Here is a 16,021-nt window from a genome sequence, read left to right as displayed (position 1 = left end):
ATTTAAAAACTATGATAAAAATAACAATTTTTTAAGTTTTTATTTTGTTTTATTAAGAAAGTTTTACAAATTTGTACGGTACAAAAATAATTTGATTATGAAGAAACTAACAGCTGGTGTTCTTGCATTGGTGTTATCTTCATCTTTTGCTGTTGCGAATGCTCAGAAAAAGAAAAGTGACACGGTTAGAACTCAGGAAATTGAAGGTGTAGTAGTCACTGCCCTTGGAATTAAAAGAGAGAAAAAAGCTCTTGGTTATGCGTCTCAAGAAATTAAAGGAGATCTTATTTCAGATGCAGGACAAACCAATGCAGTAAGTGCATTATCTGGAAATGTTGCGGGGGTACAGGTTACTGCTCCTTCTTCTATGGGGGGATCTACTAGAATTACAATGAGAGGTATTAGCTCTGTAACAGGAGAAAATAGACCCTTGATTGTTGTAGATGGTATACCTTTAGACAATTCAAATATAAACAGTGTTGATACTCAAAGAGGTGCGGGAGGTAGAGATTATGGAGATGCTACATTTGATATTAATCCGGATGATATTGAGAGTGTGACTGTTTTAAAAGGAGGTCCAGCTGCAGCCTTATATGGCTATAGAGCAGGCAATGGAGCTATCATTTATACTACTAAATCAGCCAAAAGAGGAAGAACAGAAGTACAATTCAATACGGGTGTTTCTTTCGAAAGTATTTATATCAGACCGAAGTTACAAAATCAATATGGAGGAGGTTTAGAGTCTACATTACCTACTGCAAATATTAATGGTCAGACATATAATATTACCGATTTTGGAACTGATGAGAGTTGGGGACCTAAATATGATCCTAATTTGTATTATTTAGGTTGGAACTCTTTCGATCCAGAATATGCAAATGATTATATGAAGTTAAAGCAGTGGGTTGCACCTAAAAAAGATGTGGATGATTTCTTTAGAGTGGGTACAACATATACAAATAACTTTTCAGTATCAAAATCGTTTGAAAACACCAATGTAAGATTATCATATACAAATACCAAAATTAATGGTATTGTTCCTAATTCTGAGATTAAAAAAGATAATCTTAGTATGAATATATCTTCATCACTTTCTGATAAATTAAAAGCAGAAGGGATTATTAATTATGTTCATACTGCAGGATTTAACAGACCAGAACAAGGTTATGGGGATAATTCATTGGCTCAAAAGTTTTATCAATGGGGACAAAGACAGCTTGATTTTTCAGAATTGAAAGATTATAAGTTATCAAATGGTATGCAAAGATCTTGGAATAGAACATCTTGGGATGATGGAACTCCAAACTTCTCAGATAATCCATATTGGACTATTTATGAGAATACATCACAAGATAGCAGACACAGGTTCTTTGGTAATGCAGGGTTAACATATAATATTTCCAAGAAGGTATATCTTGCAGGAAAAGTTTATGGAGATGTTTATTCCCAAACAATTTCTTCAAGAGTTGCAATTGGCTCAGCTGCTTTACCAGAATATAATATTCAAAAACGAAATAATTCTGAATTTAATTACGAAGGTAGAATTCATTATAATGATAATTTTGGAGATTTTAGTTTAAATACATTTGCCGGATTTAATATTATGAATCGTAAATGGGATGTATTAAACGGAAATTCTGTTGGAGGCTTAATTATTCCAGGTTTATATAATTTGTCAAATAGTGTTGAACCAGCTCAATCTTCTAATGCTTCTTATCACTTAGGAGTAAAAAGTCTATTTGCATCAGTTTCATTAGGATATAAGAATATGTTGTTTGTAGAAGCTACTGGTAGAAATGATTGGTTTTCGATGTTAAATGATGATCAATTTTATCCATCTGTAACAGGTAGCTTTGTTTTCTCTAACGTATTAAAAACAAATTGGCTATCTTTTGGTAAATTGAGAGCCGGATGGTCTCAGATTGCAGGTGGTTCTGCAGATCCTTATATTAGAGGAACTTATGCTACAATTGGAACCCCTTTCTTAGGTGATCCAATATATTCAACGCCAGCAACTAATGGAGAACCTGCTATTTTGCCAGAAATGAAAACAACAAAAGAAATTGGTCTAGAAGCGAGCTTCTTTAAGAATAGAGTAGGTTTTGATTTTACTTATTATGATGTGAAAACAACTGATTTGATTATTCCATTACCTATTGATCCATCAACTGGGTATGGTTTTAAAAGGATTAATGCTGGAGAAATGACAAACAAAGGTATAGAAGCTTCGGTTAATGTTTCGCCTATCAGAACTAGTGATTTTTCTTGGGATATTACGTGGAATTTTGCTAGAAACAGAAATAAACTAGTTGAATTGCAAGGAGATCTTCAAAATTACATATTAACTAATGCTCCGTTTAGAGTACAACTTGCCGCACAGGTTGGATATTCATATGGAGTAATTCTAGGGACTGATTTTGTATATGATGCAAATGGAAATAAAGTTGTTGACGAAAATGGCTTTTATAAAGCATCAGAAATAAAGCCTTTAGGTTCGGTTCTTCCTGATTATAATATGGGATTCAGAAACTCATTTAAATATAAAAATTTATCATTATCATTCCTTATAGATATACAAAAAGGAGGTAAGTATTTCTCAACAACACATATGTGGGGTATGTATTCTGGAATGTTAGAAGAATCTGCATTAGGAGGAAATAGAGAAGCAGGAGTTATATTACCAGGTGTAAAAGAGGATGGAACAGCTAATGATATATTATTAAATGCTCCAACATGGGGAGGAACATACTATAGTACGGTGGATGCTCAAAATGTATTTGATGCAAGTTATATTAAATTAAGAGACATTACTTTATCATATGATTTACCAAAATCAGTAATCGGCAATGCTTTACAAGGGGTTAGAGTATCTGCTTTTGCTAGAAACCTTTTTGCTTGGAATTTAGCTTTCAAAGGGATTGATCCTGAAAACACAGCGTATGGTTCTGGAAATATTCAAGGTTTGGAAGGTGGTTCATTACCATCTACAAGAATGTATGGAATTAATGTCAACTTTAAATTTTAATTAAAATGAAAAAAATATTTTCAATATTAACAATAGCAGGTTTATCCATAACATTGAACAGTTGTGCAGATAAATTTGATGAAATAGATGTAAATCCAAACTCTACTGAGAATCCATTACCTACTGGGTTATTCAATAATGCAAATAAAGAGTATGTAGATTATACTAGAGATGGTTGGGTATCTGGTAGAATGATGTTGCCTTGGGTACAATATTCTGCACAAAGACAATATACAGAAGAGGATAGATATCAATATAGACTCACCACAGGAACGCAACTTTGGACTAGATCATATTATGTAGCACAGGATTATAAAAAAATAATTGATCTGAATACAAATCCTGCTACTGCATCACAGATGTCAGTTTATGGTGCAAATGCTAACCAAATTGCGGCAGCAAGAATAATGTTATCATATGTATTTTTAAATTTAGTTGATGCTTTTGGTGATGTGCCATATTGGTCATATGGAAATAAAGATGCTGATTTTCAGGCTTTAAATGTTGATGCTTACTTACAACCAAAATTTGCTAGTCAACAAAAAATATACACAGACATTTTAAAGGAGTTAAAGGAAGCTTCTGAAATGATTGATAAAACAAAAGATGTTTTAACAAGTGGTGATCACTTATTCGATAATGATCCTGAAAAATTACAGAAGTTTGCAAATTCACTTAGATTAAGAGTTGCTACGAGAGTCAAAGGAGTAATTGCTGGAGCAGAGGCTCATATCACTGACGCTATTGCTTCTGGCGTAATGACTTCAAATGATGATACTGTAGCTTTAACTTATGAAAATAATCTAATTAATCCATCTCCATTTTTCTTAACTTATCAAACAAGATCTGATTTTGCAATTTCTAAGACATTTGTTCAATTACTAAAAGGGCAATCAGGAAATTTTGGTGAAGATCCAAGAGTTTTTAAATATGCATCTCCAACATCTGTAAAAATAGGTAATATTAGACAGCAAACGATGACAGAGGCTACAAATTCAAGTGAAATTATAGGTATGCCATATGGAGTACCAAGTACTTTAGCTGCAAGTCAAGCAGGATCCTCTAGTTTCTTTGGGGCAAGTGTTTTAAAGCCTGCTTACACAGAGGTATTTATGGAGTATTCTGAAGTAGAATTTTTATTAGCAGAAGCAAATGGGTGGTCACAATCTCATTATGAAAATGGAGTAAGAGCTTCAATGGAAAGATGGGGAGTTCCGACAGCTAAGATTAATACTTTTATTGCGGCTCTTCCTGTTGCTAATAAAGCCAATGTATTGACACAGAAGTATGTTTCATTATTTATGCAGCCCAATGAAGCTTGGGCGGAATATAGAAGAACAGGCTATCCAAACCACTTATTACTACCAGGTCAAACTGCTAGTTTAAATGTTCCTTCTGCTAGTGGTGAAACTACATATACATTTACGTCTCTAATTGCAGGATTAAATGATTTACCTACTAGAATTTTTTATCCTACCACAGTTCAAACTCTTAATACAGCAAATTATCAGGCGGCTTCTGCAGCTATTGGAGGGGACCAAATGAATACAAAATTAATTTGGGACACAAATTAATAAGAAAACAAATTTTAATATTTTAACATTCACATGAAAACCGCCTTCGGGCGGTTTTTTTATTTCCGTATATTTGTAACTCAAAATTTTGAAATGAATATTAAAAATATAATAGACCAAAAATTATCAGAAGTAATTTTAAACGTCTTTCAGTTAAAAGATATTAACCTTGAAATTCAGGAAAATAAAACTGAGTTTGAAGGTGATTTTACCATTGTTACTTTTCCTTTGGTAAAGCAATTGAAGAAAAATCCCGAAAGTATTGGAGTCGAATTGGGCGAAGCTTTAACAACACAAACCGAATTATTGGAAAGCTTCAATGTGGTAAAAGGATTTTTGAATGTTAAAGTTAAAAATCAGTTTTTTGTAGATCAATTTCAATCTGTAAATAGTGATTTTGAAAATATAGAAAAGAAAAATTCTACGGTAATGGTAGAATATTCTTCACCGAATACCAACAAACCTCTTCACTTGGGACACATCAGAAATAACCTTTTGGGTTTTTCAGTTTCTCAAATTTTGAAAGAGGCTGGATATGATGTGATTAAATCTCAAATCATTAATGATAGAGGAATTCATATCTGTAAATCGATGTTGGCGTGGGAAAAATATGGAAAAGGAGAAACTCCGGATGCTGAAAATATTAAAGGAGATAAATTCGTTGGAAATTATTACGTAAAATTCGATCAGGAATACAAAAAAGAAATTGCTGAACTGATTGAACAAGGCGTTTCTGAAGATCAGGCTAAAAAAGAGGCTCCTTTAATGAAGGAAGCTCAAAAAATGTTATTGGACTGGGAAAATGGCGATGAAAAAGTAAGAAATCTTTGGAACGAAATGAACTCTTGGGTGTATAAAGGTTTCAATGAAACATATAGCCGTTTAGGGGTAAGTTTCGATCAGATTCAATATGAAAGCAATACTTATATTTTAGGAAAAGACCTTATTCAGGAAGGTTTAGATAAAGGAGTTCTGTATCAAAAAGAAGATGGTTCTGTGTGGTGTGATCTTACAGATGAAGGCCTTGATCAAAAATTATTATTACGTTCAGACGGTACTTCGGTGTATATGACTCAGGATTTGGGAACTGCCGTAGAACGTTTTAAACAAAATAATATCCAGAAGTTAATTTATACCGTTGGAAACGAACAGGATTATCATTTCCAGGTTTTGTTTAAGATTTTAGGAAAATTAGGTTATTCTTGGGCAGATCAATTGTATCATTTATCTTACGGAATGGTAGAACTTCCCAACGGAAAAATGAAATCTCGTGAAGGAACGGTAGTAGATGCAGATGATTTGATGCAGGAAATGCACGATATTGCTAAATCTAAATCGGAAGAGCTAGGCAAATTAGAAAACTTTACCGAAGAAGAAAAGAATGATAACTACGAAAGTGTAGGAATGGGTGCCTTGAAATATTTCATGTTAAAGGTTGATCCGAAGAAAAAAATGCTGTTCAATCCTGAAGAAAGTATTGATTTTAACGGAAACACAGGACCTTTCATTCAATATACTTATGCACGTATTCAGTCTTTATTAACGAAAGCTTCTTTTGAATTTAAAGAAATTGATTCTATTGAATTAAGCCAGTCTGAGAAAGAGTTGATTATGCAATTGGCAAATTATAAAGCAGTAGTTGCGAGAGCGGCAGAAGCTTTAAGTCCGGCTTTGGTAGCAAATTATGTTTATGATTTGGTGAAATCTTACAACTCATTCTATCAAAGCAGTCCGATTTTGAATCAGGAAGATAAAAATATCACACAATTCCGTTTAAATTTATCTGATTTGACGGCAAAAACAATTAAAAAGTCATTAAGCTTACTAGGAATCGGAACGGTAAACAGAATGTAAATTTTTTTGAATTTTAAAGAATATATAAGCAGCTATGGAAACGTAGCTGTTTTTTTGTTGTGATATTTTTTACAACAAATGATATGTTTTATACAATTTTTAGAATAGAAAAAGAAGGTAAGTTTGTGAATAATAAAAAAACAATTATGAACAAATTAAAGAAAATTTATTATTTCGTTGCCGCGTTTGCCTTGGCAACTCCAATTATGTCATGTTCTAATGATAACGATACAGTGACAGAAGAGCAATTAACTCCTTCTCAAAGACTATCATCAACACCTTGGGAAACTACGGGCGCTAAAGACAGTCAGGGAAATACTGTTGCACTAACTGATGCAAGAGTTTCGGGATTCGTAGGATTTGCTTACTTTAAAACGGATGGCAAATTTGCCATTTATGGTTTGAATGATGCGATAAGATCAATGGGAACTTGGTCTATAGACGCTTCCGGAAAGACCAGAACGATTGTGTCTAAAAGACCTGACGGAACCACAATTTTTACGCGTGATGTAGAAATTCTTGAACTGACGAAGAATGTTTTCACCTATAGAATTCATACAGATTCTTCTAATCCTGCAGTATATTTTGATATTATTCATACCAAGACAACGCATGCAGAACCTGCAAATGGACAGCTGACTTTAGCTTCCACACCTTGGGAAACTACGGGCGCAAAGGATAATCAGGGAAATAACGTGGCTTTGGATAATGCCAATGTATCTGGGTATGTAGGCTATGCTTATTTCAGAGCGAATGGAACGTATGCCATTTATGGTTTAAATAATGTGTTAAGAAATAAAGGCGACTGGTCTATTTCTCCAGACGGAAAAACAAGAACTATTGTTGCTAAAAATGACGACGGATCAGTAATTTTTACAAGAGACGTTCAGATTTTAGAATTGAATAACGGTAAATTCACATACAGAATTATCCCAAATTCATCTAATCCGAATGTATATTACGATATCATTCATACTCCGGTGACTCACAACGAACCTTTATAGGTTGTTTTTTTGGTAATATGGGAAAATCCTACTCAATTTGAGTAGGATTTTATTTTTATGATTCAATTGAATTTTTAAAAATTGTATTGAGAAATGTTTGAATTAAAAAACTTAAGATTGATTTTCTGCTTTTGCTTCAGCTTCAATTTTTTCTTCATATAATTTAGCTTTACTCCATTTGGCATGTTTAGAAGGAATAATTTTAAAGCCTCTTTTATAGGCATAAACCTTTGTAAATTCAGCTCCGAAAAATACGAGCATACAGGAATAATTAATCCACATCATAATAAGAATCACGGTTCCTGCTGTTCCAAAAGCTGAGGTTGGATTGGCTTTGCTGAAATAAAGACTTAATAAAAATTTACCTAAAGTAAATAAAACGGCTGTAAGAAAAGCGCCTCTCCAAACGGGTTTCCAGCTAATTTGTACATCGGGAAGTACTTTGAACATCATGGCAAAAAGAAGCATGATAAACCCGAATCCAACTCCGAAGTTCACTAGTTCCACCAACATATAGGTTTCGAAACCAAAATACTTGGTGATAATATTATTGAAAACACTGATTAATGATGATAGAATCATGGTAATCATTAATAAAAATCCTAAAATTAGAATCATACCTAATGAATTGGCTCTGTCTAAAAGAAATTTTACCAACGCTTTTTTAGGAGCAGATTCCACATCCCAAAGGCTGTTTAAGGATTGCTGAAGTTGAAAGAATAGGGTCGTGGAACCAAAAACTAATGATCCTACACCTACAGCTTTCATGATGAAATTTTTCTTATCAATTAAAGCTCCGGCGATCATATTTTCTACACTTTTTGAGGCTTCAGTTCCCATGAATTCGCTGATTTGTGAGCTGATCTGTCCACGAATCGCTTCTTCTCCGAAAAAATATCCTGCCACCCAAATGATAATAATTAACAATCCCGGAATGGAAAAAATAGCGTAATACGCCAAACTTGCTGAGTCTTTAGATGCTGACGAGCTGTTCCATTCAGAAAAAGTTTCTTTTAAAGCTTCCCAGAAAAATTTTATGTTTTGTACCATATTAGAAAGGATATCCGATTGCTATATTCAAAATAAGATTATCTTTTCTCCAGCTAGAATCTCCAAAATTGATTCTGTCGAAAGTCCATCTGTCCCCTTTTTCATAATAAGGAACTCTTAGAGGCATTGCTAGATCTAATCTTAAAATTAATATAGAGAAATCAAGTCTTAGACCAAATCCGGCTCCGACAGCTACTTCGTTTAAAAAATCTTTCGAAAATTTAGCTCCCGGTCTTTGCGGATCATCGTTTATCAACCAGATATTTCCGGCATCTGCAAAAAAGGCAACGTTTAAAAATTTATAAAGATTTGCACGATATTCTGCATTCAATTCCAACTTTACATCACCCGATTGATCGAAGAAAGATCCTGCTTCAATAGTTCTTGGATCAAAACTCCCGGGTCCTAAAGTTCTTGCACGGAATGCTCTGATACTGTTACTTCCTCCAGAGAAAAATTGTTTTGCAAACGGAATATTTTCAGAATTTCCATACGGATATGCTACTCCTGCAATCAATCTTGTGGCTAATGATGTTTTTTCTGTAAACTTATGATACATCCTTACATCATTCTCAATTTTAGCATATTGACTGAATGGTATTCCAAATAATTTCTTTTCTTTCCCTTTTTTTACATCAGCTCCCGAAGCTAATCCGGCAACGGTTCCGGCTAAATCCAACACTCCTTTATAATAAAAGGTTGTTGGTTTATTTACCATTGTATTAGTGTACGTGTAAGAATAAGTGGGCCCAAAGATCAATTGCTTTTCAACGACTCTTTGCATCGCATCACTTTTTTCAGCTAACTTGTTATAAACATCCGTTACTTTTGCTGGGGAAACCAAGGTTACATCCAATACTTTTAACTCATGCTCCTTTCTTGCATTTTCTTTCCATAAATATCCAAATGAACCACTGAAAGTATTCAATGTATAATATTCTGTACGGTTTTGGAATTCGTATCCTAACGAGATATTCGTTCTCGGAACAAAAGCACTCGAAGAATTGAAACGGAAAGGTGCCACAATTCTAGGAATCGAAAGCTGAACATTGGTACCCGCTCTGAAAATATTTTTCGCATTTTCAGGACCTCCCATTTGAATATCAAAAGCTCCGTAAACAGATGCTTTGAATTGTTCTGCTCCTTTTAGAAAGTTTCTGTGTGTCCAGTTTAAATTCAATTCGCTACCGGCATAGTTTGCCGAGTTTGTTCTTCCCAAAGCTTCTAATCGTAAAGATTGAATTTCTCTTGGTGTCAAGAGATAATACGCATCAAATTTATGATTTAATGAATCTGAAACTACAAATTCATTTTTTACAAATTTAAAAACACCAAGACTAATCAATCTGTTTAACGAAAGATTGTGATTGGTTCGGTTGTAAATATCTCCTTCTTTGAAATATAAAGCTCTGTCAAAAACTTTTGGTTTAAATTTATGTCGAGGATCAACCACGTGAATGTGATCATATTCATACTTCGAAAGCGAATCTGCACTCATCGGAACAGAATATTTTCCATCCTTCACATCCTGAATAGTATAATCCGGAAATACAACCACTTTATTGATGCTGAATTGTTGTGTCGCCAGATCAGGAGTATCTTCTTTCAGTTTTACATTAAGTTCAACTTTATGATTTTTGCTCACCGTACTGTCGGCCTGCACGATAATATTATCCGGATGGAAATAATAAAAACCTCTTTCTTTTAGGCTGTTATCAATTCTGTCTCTTTCAGATTTTATCACATCAAGATCAAAAGGTTCTCCGTTTTTTAGCAACGTTCTATCCGTAAGATTCTGAATTTCTTTATTAACCAAAGTAGAATCTTTCTGAAATTTAACGTCACTGATTAAATACTGAGCGCCCGGTCTCAACGTGTAAATTACCTGAGCTTTTTTATTTTTTGAAATGGTATCGTAGGTTGCCTTCGCATTAAAATATCCTTTATTTTCAGAATAATTTACGATAAGATCTTTATTAAACTCACGATCTACATCACCCAGCAGAACGGGCTTTTCTCCCATTTTATATTTTAACCAGTAATTGAAACCTTTTTCTTTTTTAGGCTCTTTGGCAATGTTATAGAAATATAATTTAGGTCTTAATCCTAACAATGTAGAATTCGGTTTGGGTACCAATTTGGCTTCCAGAGCAGATTGCAATTCACTTTTTTGTTTTTTAGGAATTGTATCGTTGTCAATTTTCACTTCTGCGCCTGTGTAAAGCATTTGCCCTTCTTTCAGGTATTTTACATTGCTGCACGAAAGCGTTGCCGAAGCCATTCCGGATGCAAACAAATATTTAAAATAGGTTTGGAACTTCGTATTCATTATTTAAATTCTACCACTTGGTTTTTCTTATTCTCTTTTGTTTCTCTCTGTTTTCTGTTTCTCGTTTTTTGGAAAATCTCACGGAATTTATCGTAATCCAATGTGATGATAAATCCAACTCCCGTTTCCACGATCTGTCCCTGAAGAGCAACCTGATATTCATTCTTACGGTAGGCACGCAGCATATATCTTCCGTCTTTGGAAAGGCTGTAATCTACCGTTACATCTCCCGCAATATTGGTCATATTTTCGTTTTGTCGGGCTTCACCTTCCAATCCGAAATTACTTCCCACCGTTACTTTCAGACGATCATTCAATAGTTTTTTACTGATGTCTACATTTAGGTCTGTTCTTGTATTTTTTTGTCCTGTTGAATAATCTTCAGACGAATCTAATCCGAAATTAAGATCCACGCCTTTTATTAATCCTGAAGCTAAATTATTCAGCTGTTGAGAAAGAAGTTTACTCACACTCTGTCTCGCCATCATTTCGCCGGACATTCCCGCGCTCGATTCAAACGGATTTTCACCGATAAATCTTCCTAATAATAGCAAAGCAAACACCTGTTTGTTCATTTCAGATTCCTGAGTTCTCAGCTGAGTCAGTTTTTGATCCACAAGATCTGTAACAGCCGAAGAAACTGAATTATTTTTCTTATCTGTTGTAATATCAAAAGTAATAACCGGTTTCAGCAATTCTCCTTTCATAATCAATAAAGTATTGAAAGGAATTCTTTGCTTAAACTGATTGATAATTGCCGGATCGGTCACCTGTTGTTCCACCAAATCAAGCGGAGCAGTTTCCGTTTTATAGATTGCTGTAATATCGAGGGTTGCCGTTGTCGGTTCACCAGTCCAGGTAATTGTACTTCCTTTCTGAATGTCAAACTTACGTTTCAGCAAACTTACCGACATTTCATAAGAACCTTTTTCTACTTCATAAACACCAACTAAAGTTGTTTTTCCTGATGGATCAACACCGCCTGTTAATTCTGCTTCACCTTGAAGTTTCACAAAATCACCATTTGCTTTATCAATAATAATCGACATTTTGGCTTCTTTGCTGACTTCGATATTTACGCTCACATCCATTCCTTTGATACGGCTTTGAGCTTTTAACGAATCTGCTTTTACCGTTTTATTTAAAACAACCTGATCCTGATCGATAAATTCTACAATTCCGTCTCTTTCCTGTAAAGAGGGGCTCGATTGTGGCAATACAAAACTGAAATCGGTATTATCTGCAACCGCTAATCTTCCGTCTACTTTTGGTAAATCTAAATCTCCACGAATGTGCAACGCAGCGTCAATCGCTAAAATTCCATACATCATCGCATCGTTAGATTTTTCAGAATTTACCACTTTGAAATCTTTCGCATTTAAATCAAGATTGAAAGCAAAATTTCTATAAGTCTGCGTTAAAACCTGGCCATTAATTTGCAGAGAATTTCCGTCTTTATCGTTAATCTTGAAGTTATTAAACTCAATTCCACGGTTGGTAAAGTCAATTTCATCATTCAGTTTTCTGAAATCACTTCCTGTTTTGGCAATTTCTAATCCAACATCATTGAATTTTACTTTACCTAAAATATTCGGTTTGTCAGCATTTCCTGTAATTTTCAGATTACCAGAAATATAACCTTCTGTGTTGGTAATGGCGTTCATAGAGAAACCTTGTACACTCTTCATCTGAAGCTTGTTGATCGCCATATCGAGATCAAATGTGCTTGAAGATGTATTGTAATCTCCCAAAAGTTTCACGTCATTATTATTTTCAGAAAGTACCACATCTGCATTGATGATATTGGCCGAAGTGTTGTTTACTTTGGCAACGACATTTCCTACAGGATTTCCATAGACAATCAAATCAGAGATATTTAAATCTGAAGTAAAAGTCATGTTTTTGGTTAAATCTCTCAGCTGAGCCGTTCCGTTGATGGTTCCTCTTGCTAAAACTGTATCTTTCTTAATTAATTCTGTAATCGTTTCAATTTTAAAATCTTTCAACGAAACATTTAAAGGAGAATTTGGGGTCTGAGTTTCAGACTGCAAAGCAATTTCACTTCCGCCATTCGAAAGTCTGAAATTATCTGCTAAAATTCCTTTGCTGCTGATCTGGATTTTATTGCCTTCACCTACCGTCCAATCAGTATAATTTAATTTTAAACCATTTGGATTCAGGGAAATCTCCGTGATATCGTTCATCGATTTAGCATTACCTGCGATCAGGAACTGCGTTACATCTTTTTCATCTTTTGTGGTCACATTATAATTGATGGTATTATCTGCGACATCTCCATTAATGCTGACTTTATTTAATGCCAAACTTGAACTTTTCAGTGCAGCAACATTCAGTGCATATTGTAAAGACTGATTTTCATTGGTAATTTTTAATGAAGCATTTTCAATCGTATTTTCACCATAAAGCAATTGTGGAATTTGTCCGTCAACTTCAATTTTTTGTGAATCGGCATCATAATTTCCGGTAATATTTATGGTTTCAAAACTTTTCAGATCCGGAACAAATTTTCTGATGATGTCATCATTTTTAATTTTAGCATTGAAGGTAAAAAACTGCCCTGCCTGAATTTTCTCTGTTTTTCCAGGCTTTTGGAACTGATAATATTGATTGATCGTATTAGATAATGCTCCAAATATCTGAGTTAATTTATATTTTCCTTCCAGTTCCACATCTGCAACCTGAGAATTGAAAATAATTTTCGTTGAATCGTTGGTAGAAGAAGCTTTTAAATTCAGTTCCTGAACCGGATATACTTCTTTGGTATCAGAAAAAGCAAAATCTTTTAAGTTTAAATAACCGTTTAAATTATCAGGATCAATGCTTGTAAAATCACCATCAATTTTACCTGCAATAATCATTGGTTTTTCATAGAAACCTAATTTGTTTATATCAAGTTTTATAACTTCCCCATTTACTTTAATCGTAGGATTTTTTTCGTCATAAACGCCCGAAGCTGTTAATTTTAAATTAGCATTCGGATCTTCAGAATCTAACAGAATATTATAAGCACCACGATTTATTTTTCCGGTAAGATTCATGTTTTGATAACGGTAACCTTTATAAACCGCCGATGCCACGTGACCTTTAAGATCTGCTTTAGCATTTTTGAAATCAAAACTTTCACCTTTCGCATAAATTTGAGCCGAGATAGGTCCGATATCCTTATTCTGAATAATTTTCCCAACCTGTATGGCCTGAAGATTTGCTTTTACATCATACAATTCGTGATTTTTTCTTCGCATATCAACTTTCGCAATCAACGAAGCATTTCCAAGAGTAGAGTAGAGGTTCAAATTGGTATCGACAACTTTCGTAGTCCCTTTTGCCGTTCCTTTAATACTGAAATTCGACGGTAAAGAAATATTCGACGGAATTGTATTTTTCGGAACTAAATTAAAGATCGTTTTTGCTGATGATGAAAATTCTGCAATTCTCAGATCGTAATACAAATTATCAAGATTCATCGCGTTTTTGATGCGTCCTGAAGCAGCAACTCGTAATTGATCCAAGCCTGAAACTTTCAGATTATTAATCAAAAGATCATTTATGCTTCCTTTTACATTCGCATTTACATTTAAAATAGCATTTGGATATTTATTAAATGGAACAGTACTTTTCAAAGTAGGAACCAAATTCAAAATGTCAGCGAAACCTATTTTTGAATCTTTAATATTAGCTGAAATTTTTACAGCACCTAAATTAGACGTTAATTGATCGATAGATTCATAATTTAAAATCACCTCATCACGAATCAACGTTTTTGGCGTTTGCAGGTAAAGATCTTTTAAATAAGCCTCTTTTTCTGCATATACAAAATCTGTGTTGAATTTCTGAATATCAAGACCTCGAGCTTCCTGAATTTCCGCAGAATTTACCGTTCCTGCAAAAGTATTGTTCTCCATTTTGAAACTACGAACCTCAACATTCATTTTAGAAAAATTCATGTGATTAAAATCCATACCTTGTTTTGTAGGAGCAATGGCGGTATTGTTGTAGGCTACTTTTACATCATTCAGAACCAGTTTTCCTAAAAGAAGCTGCATGGCTTTTTCTTTATCGGAAGCTTTTGAAACTTCAGGCTCTTTTTTGTCTTTTGGATTGGCATCCTGAGCCGGAAGGTAAAGATTCGCATTAACATCTGCCCCGGAAAGTACTACATTACCAATATTATAAGCATTGTTTTCCAGATCCAGCTTATTGACTTTCGTGCTTAGTTCTTTAAATAAAACTTTAGCAAAAGTTTTGGTATTATCATCACCGTAATCGATGTCGAAATTGGTTAGTTTTATTCCTCTTAAACCAATCTGCATAGGCTTTTGATTATTAAGAGAATCTACTTTTTTCTCAACTTTCTTAGAAACTTCTTTTACAAGATCCTGTTTCAGTTTTAGCTTTAATCCGTCAAGATTAATATCATTTACAGCGTATTTATTATTGGTAAGATCAAATGTTTTTACCCTCGTATCAAAAGATTTAAAGTAAAGTTTTATATCATTTTTAGACTGTTGATCGTTGAAAGTAACGCCAATATCTTTTAAATTTATTTTATCTAAAGAAATAATGAATGGTTTCGACGGGCTTTCTTCCTTATCACTTGTAGCGAAAGCATTGATGATGTAATCGAAATTGAATTTTCCGTCTGGTTTTCTTACTACATTGGCTCTCGTTCCCTCAAGATCTACCGAAGTAATATCTGCTGTGGAATTGAGAAGTTTAAGCATATTCAGGCCAACATCCAGTTTTTTTACAGCCAACAACGTATCAACATCCTGTCCCTTTAAATACAAATTTTCCATAACAAGACTGTTTGGAAACCCAATGTAAACCCTTTCTAAGCTTACTTTTGTTTTTATTTTCTTTTCGAGATAGACGACCAGTTTGTCTTTTATGAAGTTCTGAACTACCGGAAGTCGCAAACTGAAGATAAGCAGGGTAAGAAAAACCAATATAGAAATAATGGTAATTATTGTTCGCTTAAGGAATTTTTTAGTATTAAATTTTCGTTTCAAATGTGGATGGGTTTAAAACAAAGATAATAAATCATTTGAGAAAAATATGTTAATTATAATTGTTGTGGTACCCTTTTGTTATGCAAAAATCCTGCCTCGGCTGCCTATTATGGAATTTAGTTTAGTTAGTCGTCAAGTGAATTAGTTGATATAAA

At 33.9% G+C, this 16,021-nt stretch carries 7 protein-coding genes; 4 read left to right on the top strand and 3 right to left on the bottom strand.

All coding sequences use genetic code 11. From position 1 onward, the window contains the following. Positions 1-97 precede the first annotated feature (97 nt). The 4 genes from OXQ85_RS02185 (at position 98) to OXQ85_RS02170 (ending at position 7,457) form a co-directional block, all read left to right on the top strand. On the top strand, positions 98-3,025 hold the full coding sequence (locus OXQ85_RS02185) for a SusC/RagA family TonB-linked outer membrane protein (protein WP_267402070.1): 2,928 nt from the start codon (positions 98-100) through the stop codon (positions 3,023-3,025). 5 nt (positions 3,026-3,030) lie between these two features. Continuing rightward, the gene (locus tag OXQ85_RS02180; protein ID WP_267402069.1) at positions 3,031-4,599 is read left to right on the top strand and encodes a SusD/RagB family nutrient-binding outer membrane lipoprotein; all 1,569 of its coding nucleotides are present in this window, start codon (positions 3,031-3,033) and stop codon (positions 4,597-4,599) included. 93 nt (positions 4,600-4,692) lie between these two features. After that, positions 4,693-6,453: an arginine--tRNA ligase gene (argS, locus tag OXQ85_RS02175; RefSeq protein ID WP_267402068.1), complete on the top strand. Its 1,761-nt coding sequence runs from the start codon at positions 4,693-4,695 to the stop codon at positions 6,451-6,453. A 146-nt stretch (positions 6,454-6,599) separates the two neighbouring features. Further along, positions 6,600-7,457, top strand: coding sequence for a DUF4822 domain-containing protein (locus OXQ85_RS02170; RefSeq protein ID WP_267402067.1), 858 nt, complete (start codon positions 6,600-6,602; stop codon positions 7,455-7,457). 111 nt (positions 7,458-7,568) lie between these two features. Here OXQ85_RS02170 and OXQ85_RS02165 read toward each other — a convergent pair whose 3' ends face one another. From OXQ85_RS02165 to OXQ85_RS02155, 3 genes are read right to left on the bottom strand one after another with little or no spacing between them, the layout of a single operon-like run. Then, positions 7,569-8,507 (bottom strand): YihY/virulence factor BrkB family protein, encoded by a 939-nt coding sequence (locus tag OXQ85_RS02165; protein WP_267402065.1) that lies wholly within the window; start codon positions 8,505-8,507, stop codon positions 7,569-7,571. A 1-nt stretch (position 8,508) separates the two neighbouring features. Then, entirely contained in the window at positions 8,509-10,836 is a 2,328-nt protein-coding gene (locus OXQ85_RS02160) for a BamA/TamA family outer membrane protein (RefSeq protein WP_267402064.1), read from the bottom strand. Next, entirely contained in the window at positions 10,836-15,866 is a 5,031-nt protein-coding gene (locus OXQ85_RS02155) for a translocation/assembly module TamB (RefSeq protein WP_267402063.1), read from the bottom strand. The genes OXQ85_RS02160 and OXQ85_RS02155 overlap by 1 nt, the downstream gene beginning before the upstream one ends. Positions 15,867-16,021: the final 155 nt, after the last annotated feature.

The organism is Chryseobacterium sp. GM_Chr_2, from assembly GCF_026540445.1.
Taxonomy (GTDB): domain Bacteria; phylum Bacteroidota; class Bacteroidia; order Flavobacteriales; family Weeksellaceae; genus Chryseobacterium.
The sequence above is the reverse complement of the archived record's forward strand: the minus strand, read 5'-3'. Positions and strand labels throughout refer to the sequence as shown.

Coding starts and splice junctions, on each gene's coding strand:
- OXQ85_RS02185 (WP_267402070.1), top strand. CDS start 98: ATGAAGAAACTAACAGCTGGTGTTCTTGCATTGGTGTTATCTTCATCT.
- OXQ85_RS02180 (WP_267402069.1), top strand. CDS start 3,031: ATGAAAAAAATATTTTCAATATTAACAATAGCAGGTTTATCCATAACA.
- argS (WP_267402068.1), top strand. CDS start 4,693: ATGAATATTAAAAATATAATAGACCAAAAATTATCAGAAGTAATTTTA.
- OXQ85_RS02170 (WP_267402067.1), top strand. CDS start 6,600: ATGAACAAATTAAAGAAAATTTATTATTTCGTTGCCGCGTTTGCCTTG.
- OXQ85_RS02165 (WP_267402065.1), bottom strand. CDS start 8,507: ATGGTACAAAACATAAAATTTTTCTGGGAAGCTTTAAAAGAAACTTTT.
- OXQ85_RS02160 (WP_267402064.1), bottom strand. CDS start 10,836: ATGAATACGAAGTTCCAAACCTATTTTAAATATTTGTTTGCATCCGGA.